The sequence below is a fragment of the Paraglaciecola sp. IT1134 genome (assembly GCF_058068185.1).
In genome coordinates, this window is sequence record NZ_CM176486.1 from 4,941,015 (window position 1) to 4,955,485 (window position 14,471).

General features: G+C 46.1%; 14 protein-coding genes and 1 pseudogene. 8 read left to right on the forward strand and 7 right to left on the reverse strand.

Annotated elements, in window-relative coordinates; genetic code table 11:
* The first annotated feature begins 28 nt into the window (after positions 1–28).
* The 7 genes from mutL (at position 29) to AC3RV5_RS21555 (ending at position 8,229) form a co-directional block, all read left to right on the forward strand.
* Positions 29–1,819 (forward strand): DNA mismatch repair endonuclease MutL, encoded by a 1,791-nt coding sequence (gene mutL / locus AC3RV5_RS21525; RefSeq protein WP_489729614.1) that lies wholly within the window; start codon positions 29–31, stop codon positions 1,817–1,819.
* The gene (gene miaA, locus AC3RV5_RS21530) at positions 1,812–2,759 is read left to right on the forward strand and encodes a tRNA (adenosine(37)-N6)-dimethylallyltransferase MiaA (protein ID WP_489729615.1); all 948 of its coding nucleotides are present in this window, start codon (positions 1,812–1,814) and stop codon (positions 2,757–2,759) included. Before mutL ends, miaA begins: the two co-directional genes overlap by 8 nt.
* 79 nt (positions 2,760–2,838) lie before the next feature.
* Entirely contained in the window at positions 2,839–3,087 is a 249-nt protein-coding gene (gene hfq, locus AC3RV5_RS21535) for an RNA chaperone Hfq (RefSeq protein ID WP_489732230.1), read from the forward strand.
* A 25-nt stretch (positions 3,088–3,112) separates the two neighbouring features.
* Entirely contained in the window at positions 3,113–4,405 is a 1,293-nt protein-coding gene (gene hflX, locus AC3RV5_RS21540) for a ribosome rescue GTPase HflX (RefSeq protein ID WP_489729616.1), read from the forward strand.
* Between the two features lie 65 nt (positions 4,406–4,470).
* Positions 4,471–5,622 (forward strand): FtsH protease activity modulator HflK, encoded by a 1,152-nt coding sequence (hflK, locus tag AC3RV5_RS21545; protein WP_489729617.1) that lies wholly within the window; start codon positions 4,471–4,473, stop codon positions 5,620–5,622.
* 3 nt (positions 5,623–5,625) lie between these two features.
* Positions 5,626–6,510 (forward strand): protease modulator HflC, encoded by an 885-nt coding sequence (gene hflC, locus AC3RV5_RS21550; RefSeq protein WP_489729618.1) that lies wholly within the window; start codon positions 5,626–5,628, stop codon positions 6,508–6,510.
* Between the two features lie 357 nt (positions 6,511–6,867).
* Entirely contained in the window at positions 6,868–8,229 is a 1,362-nt protein-coding gene (locus AC3RV5_RS21555) for a diguanylate cyclase domain-containing protein (RefSeq protein ID WP_489729619.1), read from the forward strand.
* Between the two features lie 66 nt (positions 8,230–8,295).
* On the opposite strand, the gene AC3RV5_RS21560 is transcribed toward AC3RV5_RS21555, so the two are convergent.
* The 7 genes and pseudogenes from AC3RV5_RS21560 to AC3RV5_RS21590 all read right to left on the reverse strand — a co-directional run bounded on the left by AC3RV5_RS21560 (position 8,296) and on the right by AC3RV5_RS21590 (position 13,633).
* Positions 8,296–8,955: a glutathione S-transferase family protein gene (locus tag AC3RV5_RS21560; protein WP_489729620.1), complete on the reverse strand. Its 660-nt coding sequence runs from the start codon at positions 8,953–8,955 to the stop codon at positions 8,296–8,298.
* A gap of 11 nt (positions 8,956–8,966) precedes the next feature.
* Complete coding sequence (locus AC3RV5_RS21565; RefSeq protein WP_489729621.1) at positions 8,967–9,575, reverse strand: glutathione S-transferase family protein; 609 nt, start codon at positions 9,573–9,575, stop codon at positions 8,967–8,969.
* Positions 9,576–9,623: 48 nt separating this feature from the next.
* Positions 9,624–11,501 (reverse strand): ABC transporter substrate-binding protein, encoded by a 1,878-nt coding sequence (locus tag AC3RV5_RS21570; protein WP_489729622.1) that lies wholly within the window; start codon positions 11,499–11,501, stop codon positions 9,624–9,626.
* Between the two features lie 190 nt (positions 11,502–11,691).
* The gene (locus AC3RV5_RS21575; RefSeq protein ID WP_489729623.1) at positions 11,692–12,117 is read right to left on the reverse strand and encodes a DUF4112 domain-containing protein; all 426 of its coding nucleotides are present in this window, start codon (positions 12,115–12,117) and stop codon (positions 11,692–11,694) included.
* Complete coding sequence (gene hemH, locus AC3RV5_RS21580) at positions 12,117–13,199, reverse strand: ferrochelatase (RefSeq protein WP_489729624.1); 1,083 nt, start codon at positions 13,197–13,199, stop codon at positions 12,117–12,119. Before hemH ends, AC3RV5_RS21575 begins: the two co-directional genes overlap by 1 nt.
* A gap of 121 nt (positions 13,200–13,320) precedes the next feature.
* A pseudogene (locus AC3RV5_RS21585) lies at positions 13,321–13,470 on the reverse strand (AbgT family transporter); the annotation flags it as partial.
* Position 13,471: 1 nt separating this feature from the next.
* Positions 13,472–13,633 carry a hypothetical protein gene (locus AC3RV5_RS21590; RefSeq protein ID WP_489732231.1) on the reverse strand — a complete coding sequence of 54 codons (162 nt, stop codon included), beginning with the start codon at positions 13,631–13,633 and terminating at the stop codon, positions 13,472–13,474.
* 300 nt (positions 13,634–13,933) lie between these two features.
* Here AC3RV5_RS21590 and AC3RV5_RS21595 point away from each other — a divergent pair, with 300 nt between their 5' ends.
* Positions 13,934–14,470 carry a hypothetical protein gene (locus AC3RV5_RS21595; protein WP_489729625.1) on the forward strand — a complete coding sequence of 179 codons (537 nt, stop codon included), beginning with the start codon at positions 13,934–13,936 and terminating at the stop codon, positions 14,468–14,470.
* Position 14,471 lies beyond the last annotated feature (1 nt).

Sequence of the window (14,471 nt, forward strand, 5' to 3'; positions counted from 1 at the left end):
TTCACACCTGCCGCAAAGGTTCGACTTCTTGCCCGCTTCTATTACCACCATACGCATTTTACCCCCGCAGCTAGCCAATCAGATTGCCGCCGGTGAGGTAGTTGAGCGACCAGCTTCAGTAGTTAAAGAGCTGGTGGAAAACAGTCTGGACGCCGGAGCCAGCCATATCGAGATCGAAATCGATAAGGGTGGCCATAAACGTATCTATATTCGCGATAACGGCTGTGGAATAAAGCAGCAACAGCTCGCCTTGGCCTTAAGCCGCCATGCCACCAGTAAAATCGCTAGCCTGGATGATCTGGAACAGATCAGTAGTTTAGGTTTTCGTGGTGAAGCACTGGCCAGTATCAGCTCCGTGGCACGACTAACCTTGACGTCCAAACCTGCAGACCAGCAGCAAGCGTGGCAAGCCCATGCCCAAGGCCGGGACATGGAAGTGCAGCTTAATCCGGTGGCGCATCCCAAAGGCAGCAGTGTGGAAGTGCTGGATTTATTTTTTAATACACCGGCCAGGCGCAAATTCCTGCGTGCAGAAAAAACCGAGTTTGCCCATATTGATGAAGTTATCCGGCGCATAGCCCTGAGCCGTTTCGACGTGAGTTTTAGTCTTAAACACAATGGCAAATTGCTGCGCAAGTACCCGGCAACGGATAATCAAGATGGACACAGCAAAAGATTGGCAGCAATTTGCAATAAAACCTTTGCTGAACATGCCATAACCTTAAACAGTAGCTACCAAGATTTAAAACTGCAAGGCTGGTTGACACCCCCTGATAGCGCTAGTTCCCAAGCTGACTGCCAATATTTTTATGTCAATGGGCGCATGATGCGTGACAAGTTGATCAATCACGCTATTCGTCAGGCATTGGAAGGTGTCGTCAGTGCCGATAGCCAGCCCAATTACGTATTGTATTTACATATCCAGCCCCAGCAAGTAGACGTCAATGTGCACCCTGCCAAACATGAAGTCAGGTTTCACCAGGCCCGACTAGTACACGATTTTATCCTCAGGGCTGTAGTTGATGGGATCAACCAGTATTTCGAATCCCATGAGACTCAGTCCGCCACTGTAGAACTTGCGCACGTCACCCCCCAACATAGTTATATTCAGCCACTGCAAGACGTACCACAGACCAGGCACCGCGCCCCAGGTGTAGCAGATAATGCTTACGGTCAGAGCAACCACAGGCCTATACCCGGAGATTTGAGAGGCAGTCAACCCCCTGCCGCCAAAGCCGTACAAGGTTATCAGCAACTGGTTACCCCCAACCCCGATACTGCCACCTTTGCTCTCGCATCCACTGCCCAATGTCTCACCTTGGATCCCGAGCGGATCCTGGTTGGACTAGAAGACAAGTTTTATGTCCTGATGAGCAGGGATTTACATTGTGAAAAGCTGCATCGACTATTCGCCAACCAAGTGCCCGTTAGCCAGCCCTTATTGATGCCGATATCCATAGATGCCTCACAGACCATGTTGCAACGAGCACAGGCGTTATATAAGCCATTGCTCGACAACAGTGTGGAAATCGGCTGGAGCGCCAAGCGAGTGATATTACGTAAAGTACCCGCGGGTATGCGCCAATTGCCCTGGGCAACCATTTTGCCAGACTTGCTCAGCGAACCGTCCAGTACAAACCAAGTCGTGCGGGCCCATCTTTTTGAGTGTATCGCCACCCAATCACTGGATTTTTCGGCCTCCCAAGCCCGTGCACTTTGGGCGGAGCTGGCAAGCGATGAAAGTATTGTGTTGGCCCAGTTAGTCAAAAAATTAGGTAAAGAATTGCCCTTGCACAAATGGATAAGCGATTATGTCTGACAATTCTAGCCAAGACAGGTTGCCTCCGGCCATTTTACTTATGGGGCCGACCGCGTCAGGCAAAACGTCCTTGGCTATTGAGCTTTGCCAGGCCCTGCCCTGCGACATCATCAGTGTTGATTCGGCGCTGATATACCGAGGCATGGATATTGGCACCGCTAAACCCAGTGCTCAAGATCTAGCACAAGCTCCCCATCGGCTGATCGATATACTTGACCCCATCCAGAGTTATTCCGTAGCCGAATTCAGGCGTGATGCCTTAAGGGAAATGCAAGACATCACTAATAAGGGCCGCATTCCCTTGTTGGTGGGGGGAACCATGCTCTATTACAAAGCCCTGACGGATGGTTTGTCCAGTTTGCCAGAAGCAGATCAAAGTATTCGAGGCATGATTGAACGCCAGGCCCAGGATCTTGGTTGGAACGCATTACACAGGCAGTTGAGTGAAATAGATCCTGTCTCCGCTGCCCGTATTCACCCCAATGATCCCCAACGTTTAATACGCGCTTTGGAAATATATCATTTAACTAAAAAATCTATGACCGAATTAAGTTTGAATAAGCAGCCACCGGCCCCATATCAGTTCAGTCAGTTTGCCATTGCCCCCCAGGATCGTAATGTATTACATGCCCGTATTGCCGAGCGTTTTGACACCATGCTCAGGGACGGCTTCGAACAAGAAGTAGCGCAATTGAAGCAGCGTTCGGATTTACATACTGACCTGCCTTCCATACGCTGTGTGGGTTATCGACAAATGTGGCAATATTTACATGGTGAAATAAGTTACCAGGAAATGAAAGAAAAGGGCCTTGCAGCCACACGACAGTTGGCAAAGCGTCAATTAACCTGGCTGCGCAGTTGGGAAAATTTACACTCGTTAGACACGTTTTCAAAAGACAATTTGACTAATGTTATTAAACTAAGCAAAATTCCCCTGTGAGCCGTTAGCTATACAGCCTTTATTATTTCTGTATACTTAGCGAAAGGGTGTAATTAATAATAAGAAGAAAGGATAAATGATGGCAAAAGGTCAGTCTTTACAAGACCCATTCTTAAATGCGCTTCGCAAAGAGCGTATTCCTGTTTCAATTTATCTTGTCAACGGGATTAAACTGCAGGGTCAGGTTGAGTCGTTTGATCAATTTGTGATTTTGCTAAAAAATACAGTAAGCCAGATGGTATACAAGCACGCGATATCCACAGTTGTTCCGTCACGCGCCATCCCCATGTCAGCAACCAATCCGCAAGCAGATTCTGACGAAGGTTAACTGCTAGTGGTCACAGGAGAACGGCTTGTTTGACCGTTATGAAGCAGGCGAGCAGGCTGTATTAGTCCATATAGATTTTTCTGATGACACCAGTAAAGAAGATTTACTTGAGCTGCAGTTATTGGTTAGCTCCGCAGGTGTCAAGGCGGCTGATGTAGTTACCGGATCACGTAAAGTCCCGCATACGCGTTATTTTGTCGGCAGTGGCAAGGCTGAAGAAATCGCCAACACGGTTAGAGCGACTGATGCTGACGTGGTTATTTTTAATCATAGTTTGTCTCCCTCTCAAGAGCGTAATTTAGAACAACTTTGTAAATGCCGGGTACTGGATCGTACCGGATTAATTTTGGATATTTTTGCCCAACGCGCCCGCACCCACGAAGGCAAACTGCAAGTTGAACTCGCCCAACTCAAACATATTTCTACCCGCCTAATCCGCGGCTGGACTCACCTTGAACGGCAAAAAGGCGGCATTGGGTTACGTGGCCCAGGCGAAACCCAACTTGAAACCGACAGACGTTTGTTACGCGCCAGAATTAAAAGCATTCAAGCTCGCCTGAGCAAGGTACAAAAACAGCGGGAGCAAAGTCGGCGGGCAAGGGTACGGGCTGAAATTCCAACTCTAGCCTTGGTCGGTTATACCAATGCGGGTAAATCGACCCTGTTTAATACCCTCACAGACGCAACGGTTTATACTGCGGATCAACTGTTTGCCACCCTGGATCCGACCCTTAGGCGCATAGAGTTACACGATGTGGGGCCAGCTATTTTGGCTGATACGGTTGGTTTTATTCGTCACCTGCCCCATGATCTGGTAGCGGCATTTAAAGCCACTTTGCAAGAAACCCAACAAGCGGACCTGCTATTACATGTTGTGGATTATTCTGATGAGCAATTCCGTGAAAATATTGATCAGGTCAATGCGGTTTTGGACGAAATTGATTCAAACGAAATTCCGCAATTAATGATTTGTAACAAGATCGATCGCATGCAAGGTGTTGAGCCGCGTATTGATAGGGACGAAAATGGCCTACCGACTCGGGTGTGGATGTCGGCGCAGCAAGGCTTAGGGACCGAATTATTGTTTAGTGCATTGAGTGAATGCCTGGCTCAGGACATGATGCTCCTGAAGTTACGTATTCCGCCTCAAGAGGGTAAACTCAGGGGGGTGTTACTAAACATGAACTGTATATCTGAGGAGTCGTATGCAGAAGACGGAAGTTGGCTAGTGCAGGTACATATGCCTACTGTGGATTGGCATCGTCTTAACAAGCGCACTGGCTCAGATCTCAATACTTTCGTAATAAACGATTTATAATAATAAATATTTCACCTTGAATTTTTTAAAACTGTTTTGATTGATTAACTATTTGGAGAGTAAAGATGGCTTGGAATGAGCCCGGTGGTAATAATAATGATCCTTGGAAAAATCGTGGTGGACGCGATCAAGGTCCACCAGATTTGGACGAAATGTTTAAGAATATTTTAAACAAGTTTGGCAAATTTGGTGGTGGTAAAGGTGGTTCATCAGATGGCAAAGGCTTTAGTATTGGCCTGAGTTTGGTGGTCGGTTTATTAGTGGTTATCTGGTTTATCAGTGGCTTTTATACCATACGTGAAGCAGAACGTGGAGTCGTATTGCGCTTCGGCGAGTTCAGTCATTTTGTCGATCCCGGTTTACGCTGGAAACCGACCTTTGTGGACACTGTATTACCGATTGATGTACAAACTGTGCGCTCCATGCCCTCTTCCGGCTCCATGCTGACAGAAGATGAAAATGTGGTACGGGTAGAGATGGAAGTTCAGTACCGTATTTTGGAACCCTATAAATACAGCTTTTCGGTAACCAGTCCTGAAGAAAGTTTGAGTCAGGCGCTGGACAGCTCCATTCGTTATGTCGTTGGCCATTCAAAAATGGACGCGATTTTAACCAGCGGTCGTGAAGTGGCTAGACAGAATGTACGGGATGAGTTGCAAAATATTATTGAACCCTACGATATGGGCATATCTATAGTGGATATGAACTTTAAAGATGCCCGTCCTCCGGAGGAAGTCAAAGCTGCATTTGATGATGCCATTGCCGCCCAGGAAGATGAGCAACGTTTTATTAATGAGGCCGAAGCCTATTCCCGGGAAATAGAACCTCGTGCTAGGGGACAGGTCAACCGAATGGCAGAAGAAGCCCAAGCTTATAAAGAGCAGTCTATTTTGCAGGCACAAGGTGAAATTGCCCGCTTCGAAGAACTGCTACCCCAATATCAAGCTGCACCTGAAGTAACCAGAAGCCGTTTGTATATTGAAACTTTGGAGTCAGTTTATGCCAATACCAGTAAAATCATGGTAGACACCAAAGGCAGCGGCAATATGTTGTACCTACCTTTGGACAAAATTTTAGAACGTCAAAACAATACCGTGGCGCCCGCTAATAACAGACGAACCTTAGAGGGTCTGCGCAATCAGGATCCGGTGACTACCTCAGGTAGTGCCGTTGATAATGGCCTGCGCGATGACCGTTTTCGCACAGGGAGAAACTAAGCGATGAAAAATTTTATATTAGTAATCATTATCGCGCTTGGGGCTTTGGTATTTAGTTCGTTGTTTGTGGTAAAAGAAGGCGACCGGGCCATAGTCATTCAATTTGGCAAAGTGCAGCGTGATAGCGAAACCACACAAACAGTAGTATTTGAGCCTGGTTTACACTTTAAATTGCCCTTTATCGACCGGGTGGTAAAACTTGATGCGCGGATCCAGACTCTGGACGAAGTTGCGGACAGATTTGTGACCTCGGAGAAAAAAGATTTAATCGTTGATTTGTACGTCAAGTGGCGCATTAGAGACTTTGCCAAATATTACCTGGCTACAGGTGGTTATAAAGACAGCGCCGAGATATTACTGCAACAGAAAGTCAACAACGGGCTGCGTTCTGAATTTGGTACTCGTACCATTTCAGAAATTGTCTCTGGTGAGCGTTCTGAGCTGATGGATGAAGCCATGGCTCAAGCCGCAGATAGCTCAGATCAATTGGGAATAGAGATCGTCGATGTTAGGGTTAAGCAAATTAACTTGCCCATCGAAGTGCGTAACTATATCTTCCAGAGAATGCGCACCGAACGAGATGCCGTTGCTCGTGAGCACCGTTCTGAAGGTAAAGAGAAAGCGGAGTTCATCAAAGCAGAAATGGACGCAAAAGTAACCGTCATGCTAGCTGACGCCGAACGTAATGCACGTAAATTGCGCGGTGAAGGTGATGCCAAGGCTGCGGAAATATACGCCCAAACCTATACCAAGGATCCCGAGTTTTATAACTTTTTACGCAGCATGGATGCCTATAAAACCAGTTTCTCCAGCAAACAGGATGTATTGGTGATTGAACCTGATAGCGACTTTTTCAGATATATGAACAAGCAATCGGGTAAGCAATAACTACGCGAGTTGTAGCAAACTGAAAAAGCGCCTTAGGGCGCTTTTTTTATGAGCGTTAATAGCACCTCCGTTAAGCTGGAGACAAAGGGTTATTCCGTAACGAGTCTTTTTGACTTTTAGCTGAACGGCCAACCGACGATCGACCGGTATTCAAAAAACCTCAAAATCAAGCTTTCAACTGCTACCCAACGAAATTCTGCGTGCAAGCAGAAAATCATGCTCGGAGTAATTAAAAGATAGGCTTACCTCAATATAGCCGCCTTGTCTGGCTTTTTTAGCATATTTCACTGATAAATAGCCGCCTTTTGATGCTAGAATCGGGCAAATGGCTTCATTACTTACGGCCTAATGCTTTACATGCTCAAAGATATTCAGTTATTACTGCCCCAATTTTTAGATTTACTGCTTGACGCTGTTTGTGTGGTCGACAGACAAGGTCATTTTGTCTTTGTGAATGCGGCCAGTGAACGGATTTTTGGTTATACCGCCAAAGAATTGCTTGGGACCCCAATGCTGGATCTGGTTTACCCCGCCGATCGCGACATCACGCTCAGCACGGCACGAAAAGTTATGGCTGGTAAGCCTGTACCCCACTTCGAGAATCGATATGTGCACAAAGATGGTCATCTGGTGGACATTATGTGGTCAGCCTCATGGTCGGCTAAAGAAGGCTTGCGTCTGGCCGTGGCCCGGGATATATCACAGGCAAAACGAGCCGAGCGACAACAAAAGGCACTTTACGCTATCTCGGAGGCAGCCCATAACGCTGCTAATCTGGCCGCGCTTTATCAACATATCCACCTCATTATTACGACCTTGCTGCCGGCGGATAATTTCTGCGTGGTGTTATATCAATCTGCAACCAACAAATTGACCTTTCCCTACTATGTTGACCAAAATGAGCACACCTATACCGACCGAGGATTAAACCCAGATGAACCCTTGGCCCAGGTTATTTTAACCGGGCAGCCTTTGCTCATACACGCCACCCAAAACGGAATGACTAACAGCCAAATGCCAGCTAACAAATCAGCCGTAATGAACTGGTTAGGGGTACCGTTAATCTCTGCAGATAAAGTGATAGGCGCACTGGTGTTGCAACAACCTACGGGACGGGGCAATTACACGGCCCAAAGCGAACAACTGTTGCATTTTGTATCGATGCAAATTGCTAATGCTATCACCCGTAAACAAACTGAAGCGAATCTAAAACACTTGGCCAGCCATGATGCCCTGACTAATCTGGCTAATCGCACTCTGTTCAATGTACGCTTGGAATTCGCTCTCAAACAAGCTCATCGTGAACATCAAAAATTAGCGCTACTCTATATTGATTTAGATAATTTCAAAACAATCAATGACACTCTTGGCCATGAGGTGGGCGATGGGGTGCTGGTGGAATTTAGTCGACGCCTGAATGTCTGCGCGCGAGACTCAGATACGGCCGGGCGCATGGGAGGCGACGAGTTCACCTTAGTATTAACCAATATCCATGGCAAAGATGATGTCGAGCTGGTCATCACCAAACTCAAGGCTTTGACCGAAAAACCAATGAAAATAGGCGTTCATAGTGTCGCTGTTACTGCGAGCATAGGGTTTGCTATCTACCCGCAAAATGGCACCACAAGGCAACTACTGTGTAATGCTGCCGATGTGGACATGTATCAGCAGAAAAAAGCGCGGCTAGAGCGAACCGGCACACAGACTAAACCGGGCTAAAGCATAACAAGATTAGGTTTCTAGCAGCCCCTGCGCTTCCAAAGCTGTACTTCACCCTCTCCATGCTCAGCGAGTAACTATTTTCAGTGCCCCAGCGACCAGTTTATCCCTGTCTATTTTGGCCGGGATCTCTGCCCCCTTACGCGCCATCGGTCTGGCATCTATAGCACTTTTCCAGCGTTGAAGATGGGGTAAGTCATCGGTATTAACTCCGGACCATTCATGGGTGCGTGCCCAGCACCAATTAGCCATATCGGCAATGCTGTAGTCACCGGCTAAATATTCATGGTTGGCTAACTGCTGATCTAATACACTAAGTAGACGTTTAACCTCATTATGATAACGATCTATAGCGGGCTGGATTTTTTCCGGGAAATAGCGATAAAACACATTAGCTTGTCCCATCATGGGGCCTAATCCGCCCATTTGAAACATTAACCACTGGATCACTCGGGAGCGTCCTTTGACATCAGCAGGCAAGAACTGACCTGTCTTTTCAGCAAGATAGAGCAGGATGGCCCCGGACTCGAATATCACCAAGTTATCTTCATCTCTATCCACCAGTACCGGAATACGTCCATTCGGGTTACGGGCTAAAAACTCGGGCGTTTTCTGCTCCTGGTCCATCAAATTGATGCTGTGCACCTCATAGGGCAACTGCATTTCCTCTAAAGCAACTGAGGCTTTCCAACCATTGGGGGTAGAAGACGTATATAAATCAAACATGTTATTTTCTTTCACGCCTTGGCGGCAGCGCGGGCACTTATCGAATCATACCAACGCTGCAGGTGAGTATGTTGTGGCGATATACGAACCTTAACAACGCGGCCAAAATCAATGGCACACACCGCCGTAATATCGGCGACACTGAAGCGCTCACCGGCAATAAACTCCTGTTCGCTTAATCTGTTATTCAGTATTGCAAGAAACTTGCTGGCGTCTTCACCGGCGGCCTTGCCGTATTCGGGCACAGGCGTCATGCGATCCTTAAAATAACCAGTGGTATGTTGAAAACACATACCGATTGGCATAAACAAGCCGAACTCCACTTGTCGTTGCCACATATCGATTTGCGCTTTTTCAAGAGCAGTGCTGCCCAGTAAGGGTGGCTCTGGATGTAATTCTTCGAAGTAACGGCAGATAGCCACCGACTCACTGATGCAGATACCGTCATCTAATTCTAATACCGGCACCTTGGCCATTGGGTTGCGAGCGCGCATGGAAGGACTGAGGTTCTCTCCGCCTTGGATATCAACCTGAATATAATCCATAGGTATGTTCTTTTCAGCGAGAAAAAATCGCACTCGACGCGGCGTGGGTGCGGTTTTTGTTTCATATATTTTCATTTCACGGCTCCTGTGCCACTTGCTGCACTGGGCAACAAACACCTTAAGTTAATTGTGCTGTAACCAATAGCGATTTTTAAGCTCTTGGTAGCGCTCTGTAGTTTTATATTGTTTTATAGCATTGTTTAGCAAAGGAACTAATTCACTATGTTTGTTATGCACATAGTGATAAACCGGTACCGATATAATTGTGCGATAGGTGCTATCGGACAGCATGGCACTGTTATCAATAACGTCACTGGCGCTGAGCACTAATAACCCCTTCTCAGTTTGATTAAAAGCATTAAACAGCGCCTCGACCGAATCATATCGTTTAATGACTACATGGTTTTCCTGGGCCCAGTTTTTTACCACCAATAGCTCATTGGCGACTAAAACTTCACTACCTTTTGCAAGACTACTGGAGCACATCTCTATGTCTTTACACACTAAATAAATAGACATATTAACCAGCGACTCTGGGACTTGTTCCAGTACTGGGGCTAATTGGGTATAGGCGTCTACCCGCATCAACTCCCCATCACTACCGAAACGGTAGGAATTAAGCGCAGCCTCTAGTGTTGCGAAACGGGTAACGGAAATTTTATACCCCAACTGTTGATAAATATCTTGCATTAAATTAGATGCGAAGAATGTCTCTTTGAATCCGGTGACAGAGGAAAGATACAATTGAGGAAGACGATCCAAATCCGAATTTATATTCACCTGGTAAGTAATTTCAGCTCCGTTAATCACCCATTGGGTTAACGATACCCCCTTGTCTTGATGGATACTTTTGGCAAAACTACGGGCAGCATTTTGCGCAATACCCGACTTGGCGTCGCGATCGAAAAACTGCACCAACATGTCCGATTGCTTTAGCGTATTAGCGGATATTTTCATTCGCTCACCGGGCGAATTTTGCATAAACCCTTCATTAATGACCGGTAATACGCCCAAATCCATCGCGATGGACGCGTTTTTCGTCAATAGATATCGCAGTAAATCGGTGAGCTGATTTTTGTTTTCGGCTGAGCGAGGAACTACCCACACTTCTAAGGGGGCAATTTCGCTATTATTATCTTTTCGCGCCTTGGGAAAGGGGAAAAAACCTATATTGTCTGATTGTGTTGGATCGATGCTGCCTTCAGCAAATTGCCCCATCAGAGTCATTGCAGCCTGTTGCCGCACGACAGCTTGCACGGCTTGTTGCCAGCTCCAACGGCGCTCTGGCGCAAAAAACCATTCATGCCCTAATAACTGGCTAAATTGTTCAATTAATCTCGACGCCGATTTTCCTGTTGCAGGATTGCCGGTTATTAATTGTTGGCGCAACTCAGTTCCCCCGGCATCCAGTGAAAGATAATCCAACCAAGCGAGCACCGGCCAGCCTTCCTGAACCGCTTGTACTAACGGGTTTGCACCTTGGTTTTTTATTTCATGGCACAAGGCAATGAACTCTTCCCAGGTCTTCGGTGGACTGACGTTTAACTCTTTAAATACTGACTTATTGTAATAAAAGCCCCAACCATACTGTGAAAGAGGTAAAGCATAGGTACCCGTTTCATTGGACACACTGTTAAAAACTGCAGGTTGGATCGCACGTTGCAGCTCTGCTTTGGGTAACAATGTATCTATGGGTTGAATGACATCCTGATCAATAAGCGATTGCAGGCGTTGCCCACCTTGCCAGTAGAGCAAGTCGTGCTCGCCTGACTCTAACCAATCCGGTAATAAGCGTTTAAAGTCCTTGTCGTTGTGTAAAACAAGTTGAACGCGAAATTCGGAAGAGTGTTTTTCAAAGTCAGCGAAGACTTGGCGATACACCTCACTTTGCTGCTCGCTGGTTGTCAGTACTGCAACCGATAAGGTTTGAGCTGCAAATACTTCAACCAAAATGCCGATATAACCGCAAAATAACCCAATTAGTTTAACTATTTTTGTCATCAATATGTGTCTCACCAGTGCCACTTCATAAAATCTGTTTCACAGAGATTCAACCCTTATGCTGCACCGTCAGTAGCCAATAAAAACGAATGTAAAAAATGAATATTAAGGGCTTCGAGCTCCCATTGACATTAGACAAAAGTCGGTTTTCTAATATGATAATGCAAAAAACGCGCTACCATTAGGCGTACTAATCCGATTCTGTGGTTTTTTGCCATTTTTCGAGTTGCTCAGCGGCCTGAATTTTAAGTTGTTTATGATGGGTATTAACCCACCAAGACTCTAACAAACGAATATTTTTGCGGTTAGCTTTATAGAATACGTCACTAATATCCCCGATAAATGGAATTAATCCAATCAGAAAATCAAAGATCGTGTTACGGATCATAGCAATACGTAACGATCTTGGCGCATCCATCTGTCCTGCTAAGCGGATAATATGGGCCGAGAGGGCAAACCCAACGAGATCCCCCACACCTGGAACTAACCCTAAAATACTGTCTAATCCAAAGCGGATTTTAGTAAAGGGTATGCCTATGGCAGTATCGAGTATATTCGCCATCTTCTGCGCCTTGCGCAAGGCGGTAGGGGCCTTTAAATCGGTGGCTGGCTTCATTATTTATCACTCCCAAGCTCAGCGGCTAACTGAGCACTTAGCTGAGGATTACGTTGAGGTACTTCCCACCCTGCGAGGTTATTCTCGATAAGCTCCCTCAAGGCAGCAATATGCTGGGGGCGAGCATTTAAGGCCGCTATATATTCATAGCGTTCGCCGCCTGCCGCAATAAAGTATTCACGGTTTTCTATGCCTATCTCTTCGATAGTTTCCAGACAATCAGCCGAAAAACCCGGGCAAATCATTTGCACCGACTTTATCCCTTGGGCCGCTAAAGCCTTCAATGTTTCATCGGTATAAGGCTGCAGCCACTCCTCACGGCCGAAGCGAGATTGAAAAGTCACCAGATACTCATCTTTATGCAATCCCAATCGTTCGGCTAACAGACGCGAAGTCTTATAACATTCACAGTGATAGGGATCACCGTTTAGCAAATAACGTTTGGGAATGCCGTGGTAGGTAAATAGTAATTTTTCTGTACGCCCCTTTGCCGCCCAATGCTCTTCGACGCTGTGGGCCAACGCCTCGATATAAGGTGGGAAATCATGATAATGGGTGACAAAACGCAGCTCGGGGATCCAGCGTTCCTTGGCTAAACAGGCCGCCACAGCATCGAAAGTGGAGGCGCTAGTGGAGGCGCAGTACTGGGGATATAACGGCAATACCAGCAGCTTTCTCACACCTTGTTCTAACATTTTGTGCACAACACTGTGGATGGCTGGTGAGCCATAGCGCATAGCGAATTCCACGACTACATCGGCACCATATTGCGCCTGCAGTTGAGTGCGCAATGCAGCGCCCTGATCTTGAGTATGGAACAATAGAGGCGAGCCGCGTTCTGTCCAGACGCTAGAGTATGCCTGGGCGGATCGTTTGGGCCTAATATTGAGGATCACCAGATTTAATACCATCCACCAAATAAATTTGGGTACTTCAACCACTCTGGGATCGGACAAAAACTCCTTTAAATAACGCTTCAATTCCTCTTTTTTAGGCGCGTCAGGGGTGCCTAAATTGGTGATCAACACCCCAACCTTATCGGCCTGGCTATGGGTAAAAGACGAATTACTGCGGTATTTCATGGATGAACTCTTAGAATAAAAATTAGATGAGGTTGCCAAGGGTACGCAACCGTCAACGAAATAGTTTAAAAACGCTAATTTTGTTAACCTGCAGTCCATAATACTCGGCGCCAAATTTATATTACCCCATATAATCAGTGGTGGCACCCGGTCCTACAGGCATAATTATTAAACTACAAGGCAACATTGTGGCCAAAAGTGTGCCTAAACCCAAGTCTTTTTTGTACGGGACAGCAATGGCTAATACCCAACCAAAATAACTCATATCTGGATTACCTAAAATAGCGTTTTGAGGCAAAACGGTAAGAGCACCAAATAAGCAGGAAATTAAACACCACATAAACAAGCTCGGAAATAATATTGCATATGATCCCGGCCCGCACTAGGGACACGGTTAATATGCTTTGGGAGGCATTCATCAACAATGCCCCCATGATAGTAGAAAGTAAGCCTGGGTATTCGCCAACCGATACCCCAAACACAACCAACTCTTGCCGTACCCAAAGCCTTAAAACCGCTCCTTTATTAATTTTATTATGGGATGTGTGCTCAGCTATATTAACTAATACCCGGTTTAGACGTTATATTTTCAGCAATAATGGCCCTGCAAACGTCTATTTATTCAGCAACACGACTAAATTTTGACAAAAAAACGTTTGTAAATACAGCGGAACACTTTATTGTTATCTATCGGAAAGTGGTCGTTAACCTATTGTTGCTGCAAGGAAATTCAGATGTCGGAAAAGAAACACACTCATGATGACGAAGAAAAAAGCAAACCCATTAACGAAATAGAGCAACTCAGGCAAATTGTTTTTGGTCATGCCCAACAAGATCTTGAAAACCGTATAGAGCAACTCGAACAGAGTATGCATACTCAGTTTACACAAATGCAGCAACAGACATCCGAGAAAATTAAGCAGATAAAAACGTCACTAGAGCAAGGTTTTCAACAACTTGAAGATAAACTTGCCACAACTGACCAGGCAAATGATGCTAAAACCGCTGAACTATATACACTCAACAGCAAACTCTCTTCTGAGCTAGAAATGGCTGATAGCGTTCACAAGCAGGAAAATGACGAACTGCATCAGCGCCTAGATCAAGAAGTAAAAAAGCTGTCTGCTAGCTTTAATGAGCAACTCAGCCAGGCGTTAAAGGAAGTGACCCAAGTATCCAATGAACTGAATGCCTCTAAAACTGATCGCAAGACCTTGGCCAAATTGCTGACTACCGTCGCCAGTAACCTCGAAACCGGCGATGATGAGTAAC

What these genes read in the sequence shown, in the direction of transcription:
- miaA (WP_489729615.1), top strand. Translation starts at nt 1,812, where the DNA reads ATGTCTGACAATTCTAGCCAAGACAGGTTGCCTCCGGCCATTTTACTT.
- hfq (WP_489732230.1), top strand. Translation starts at nt 2,839, where the DNA reads ATGGCAAAAGGTCAGTCTTTACAAGACCCATTCTTAAATGCGCTTCGC.
- hflK (WP_489729617.1), top strand. Translation starts at nt 4,471, where the DNA reads ATGGCTTGGAATGAGCCCGGTGGTAATAATAATGATCCTTGGAAAAAT.
- hflC (WP_489729618.1), top strand. Translation starts at nt 5,626, where the DNA reads ATGAAAAATTTTATATTAGTAATCATTATCGCGCTTGGGGCTTTGGTA.
- hemH (WP_489729624.1), bottom strand. Translation starts at nt 13,199, where the DNA reads ATGAAATACCGCAGTAATTCGTCTTTTACCCATAGCCAGGCCGATAAG.
- AC3RV5_RS21595 (WP_489729625.1), top strand. Translation starts at nt 13,934, where the DNA reads ATGTCGGAAAAGAAACACACTCATGATGACGAAGAAAAAAGCAAACCC.
- AC3RV5_RS21590 (WP_489732231.1), bottom strand. Translation starts at nt 13,633, where the DNA reads ATGGGGGCATTGTTGATGAATGCCTCCCAAAGCATATTAACCGTGTCC.
- AC3RV5_RS21570 (WP_489729622.1), bottom strand. Translation starts at nt 11,501, where the DNA reads ATGACAAAAATAGTTAAACTAATTGGGTTATTTTGCGGTTATATCGGC.
- AC3RV5_RS21575 (WP_489729623.1), bottom strand. Translation starts at nt 12,117, where the DNA reads ATGAAGCCAGCCACCGATTTAAAGGCCCCTACCGCCTTGCGCAAGGCG.
- AC3RV5_RS21555 (WP_489729619.1), top strand. Translation starts at nt 6,868, where the DNA reads ATGCTCAAAGATATTCAGTTATTACTGCCCCAATTTTTAGATTTACTG.
- AC3RV5_RS21560 (WP_489729620.1), bottom strand. Translation starts at nt 8,955, where the DNA reads ATGTTTGATTTATATACGTCTTCTACCCCCAATGGTTGGAAAGCCTCA.
- AC3RV5_RS21565 (WP_489729621.1), bottom strand. Translation starts at nt 9,575, where the DNA reads ATGAAAATATATGAAACAAAAACCGCACCCACGCCGCGTCGAGTGCGA.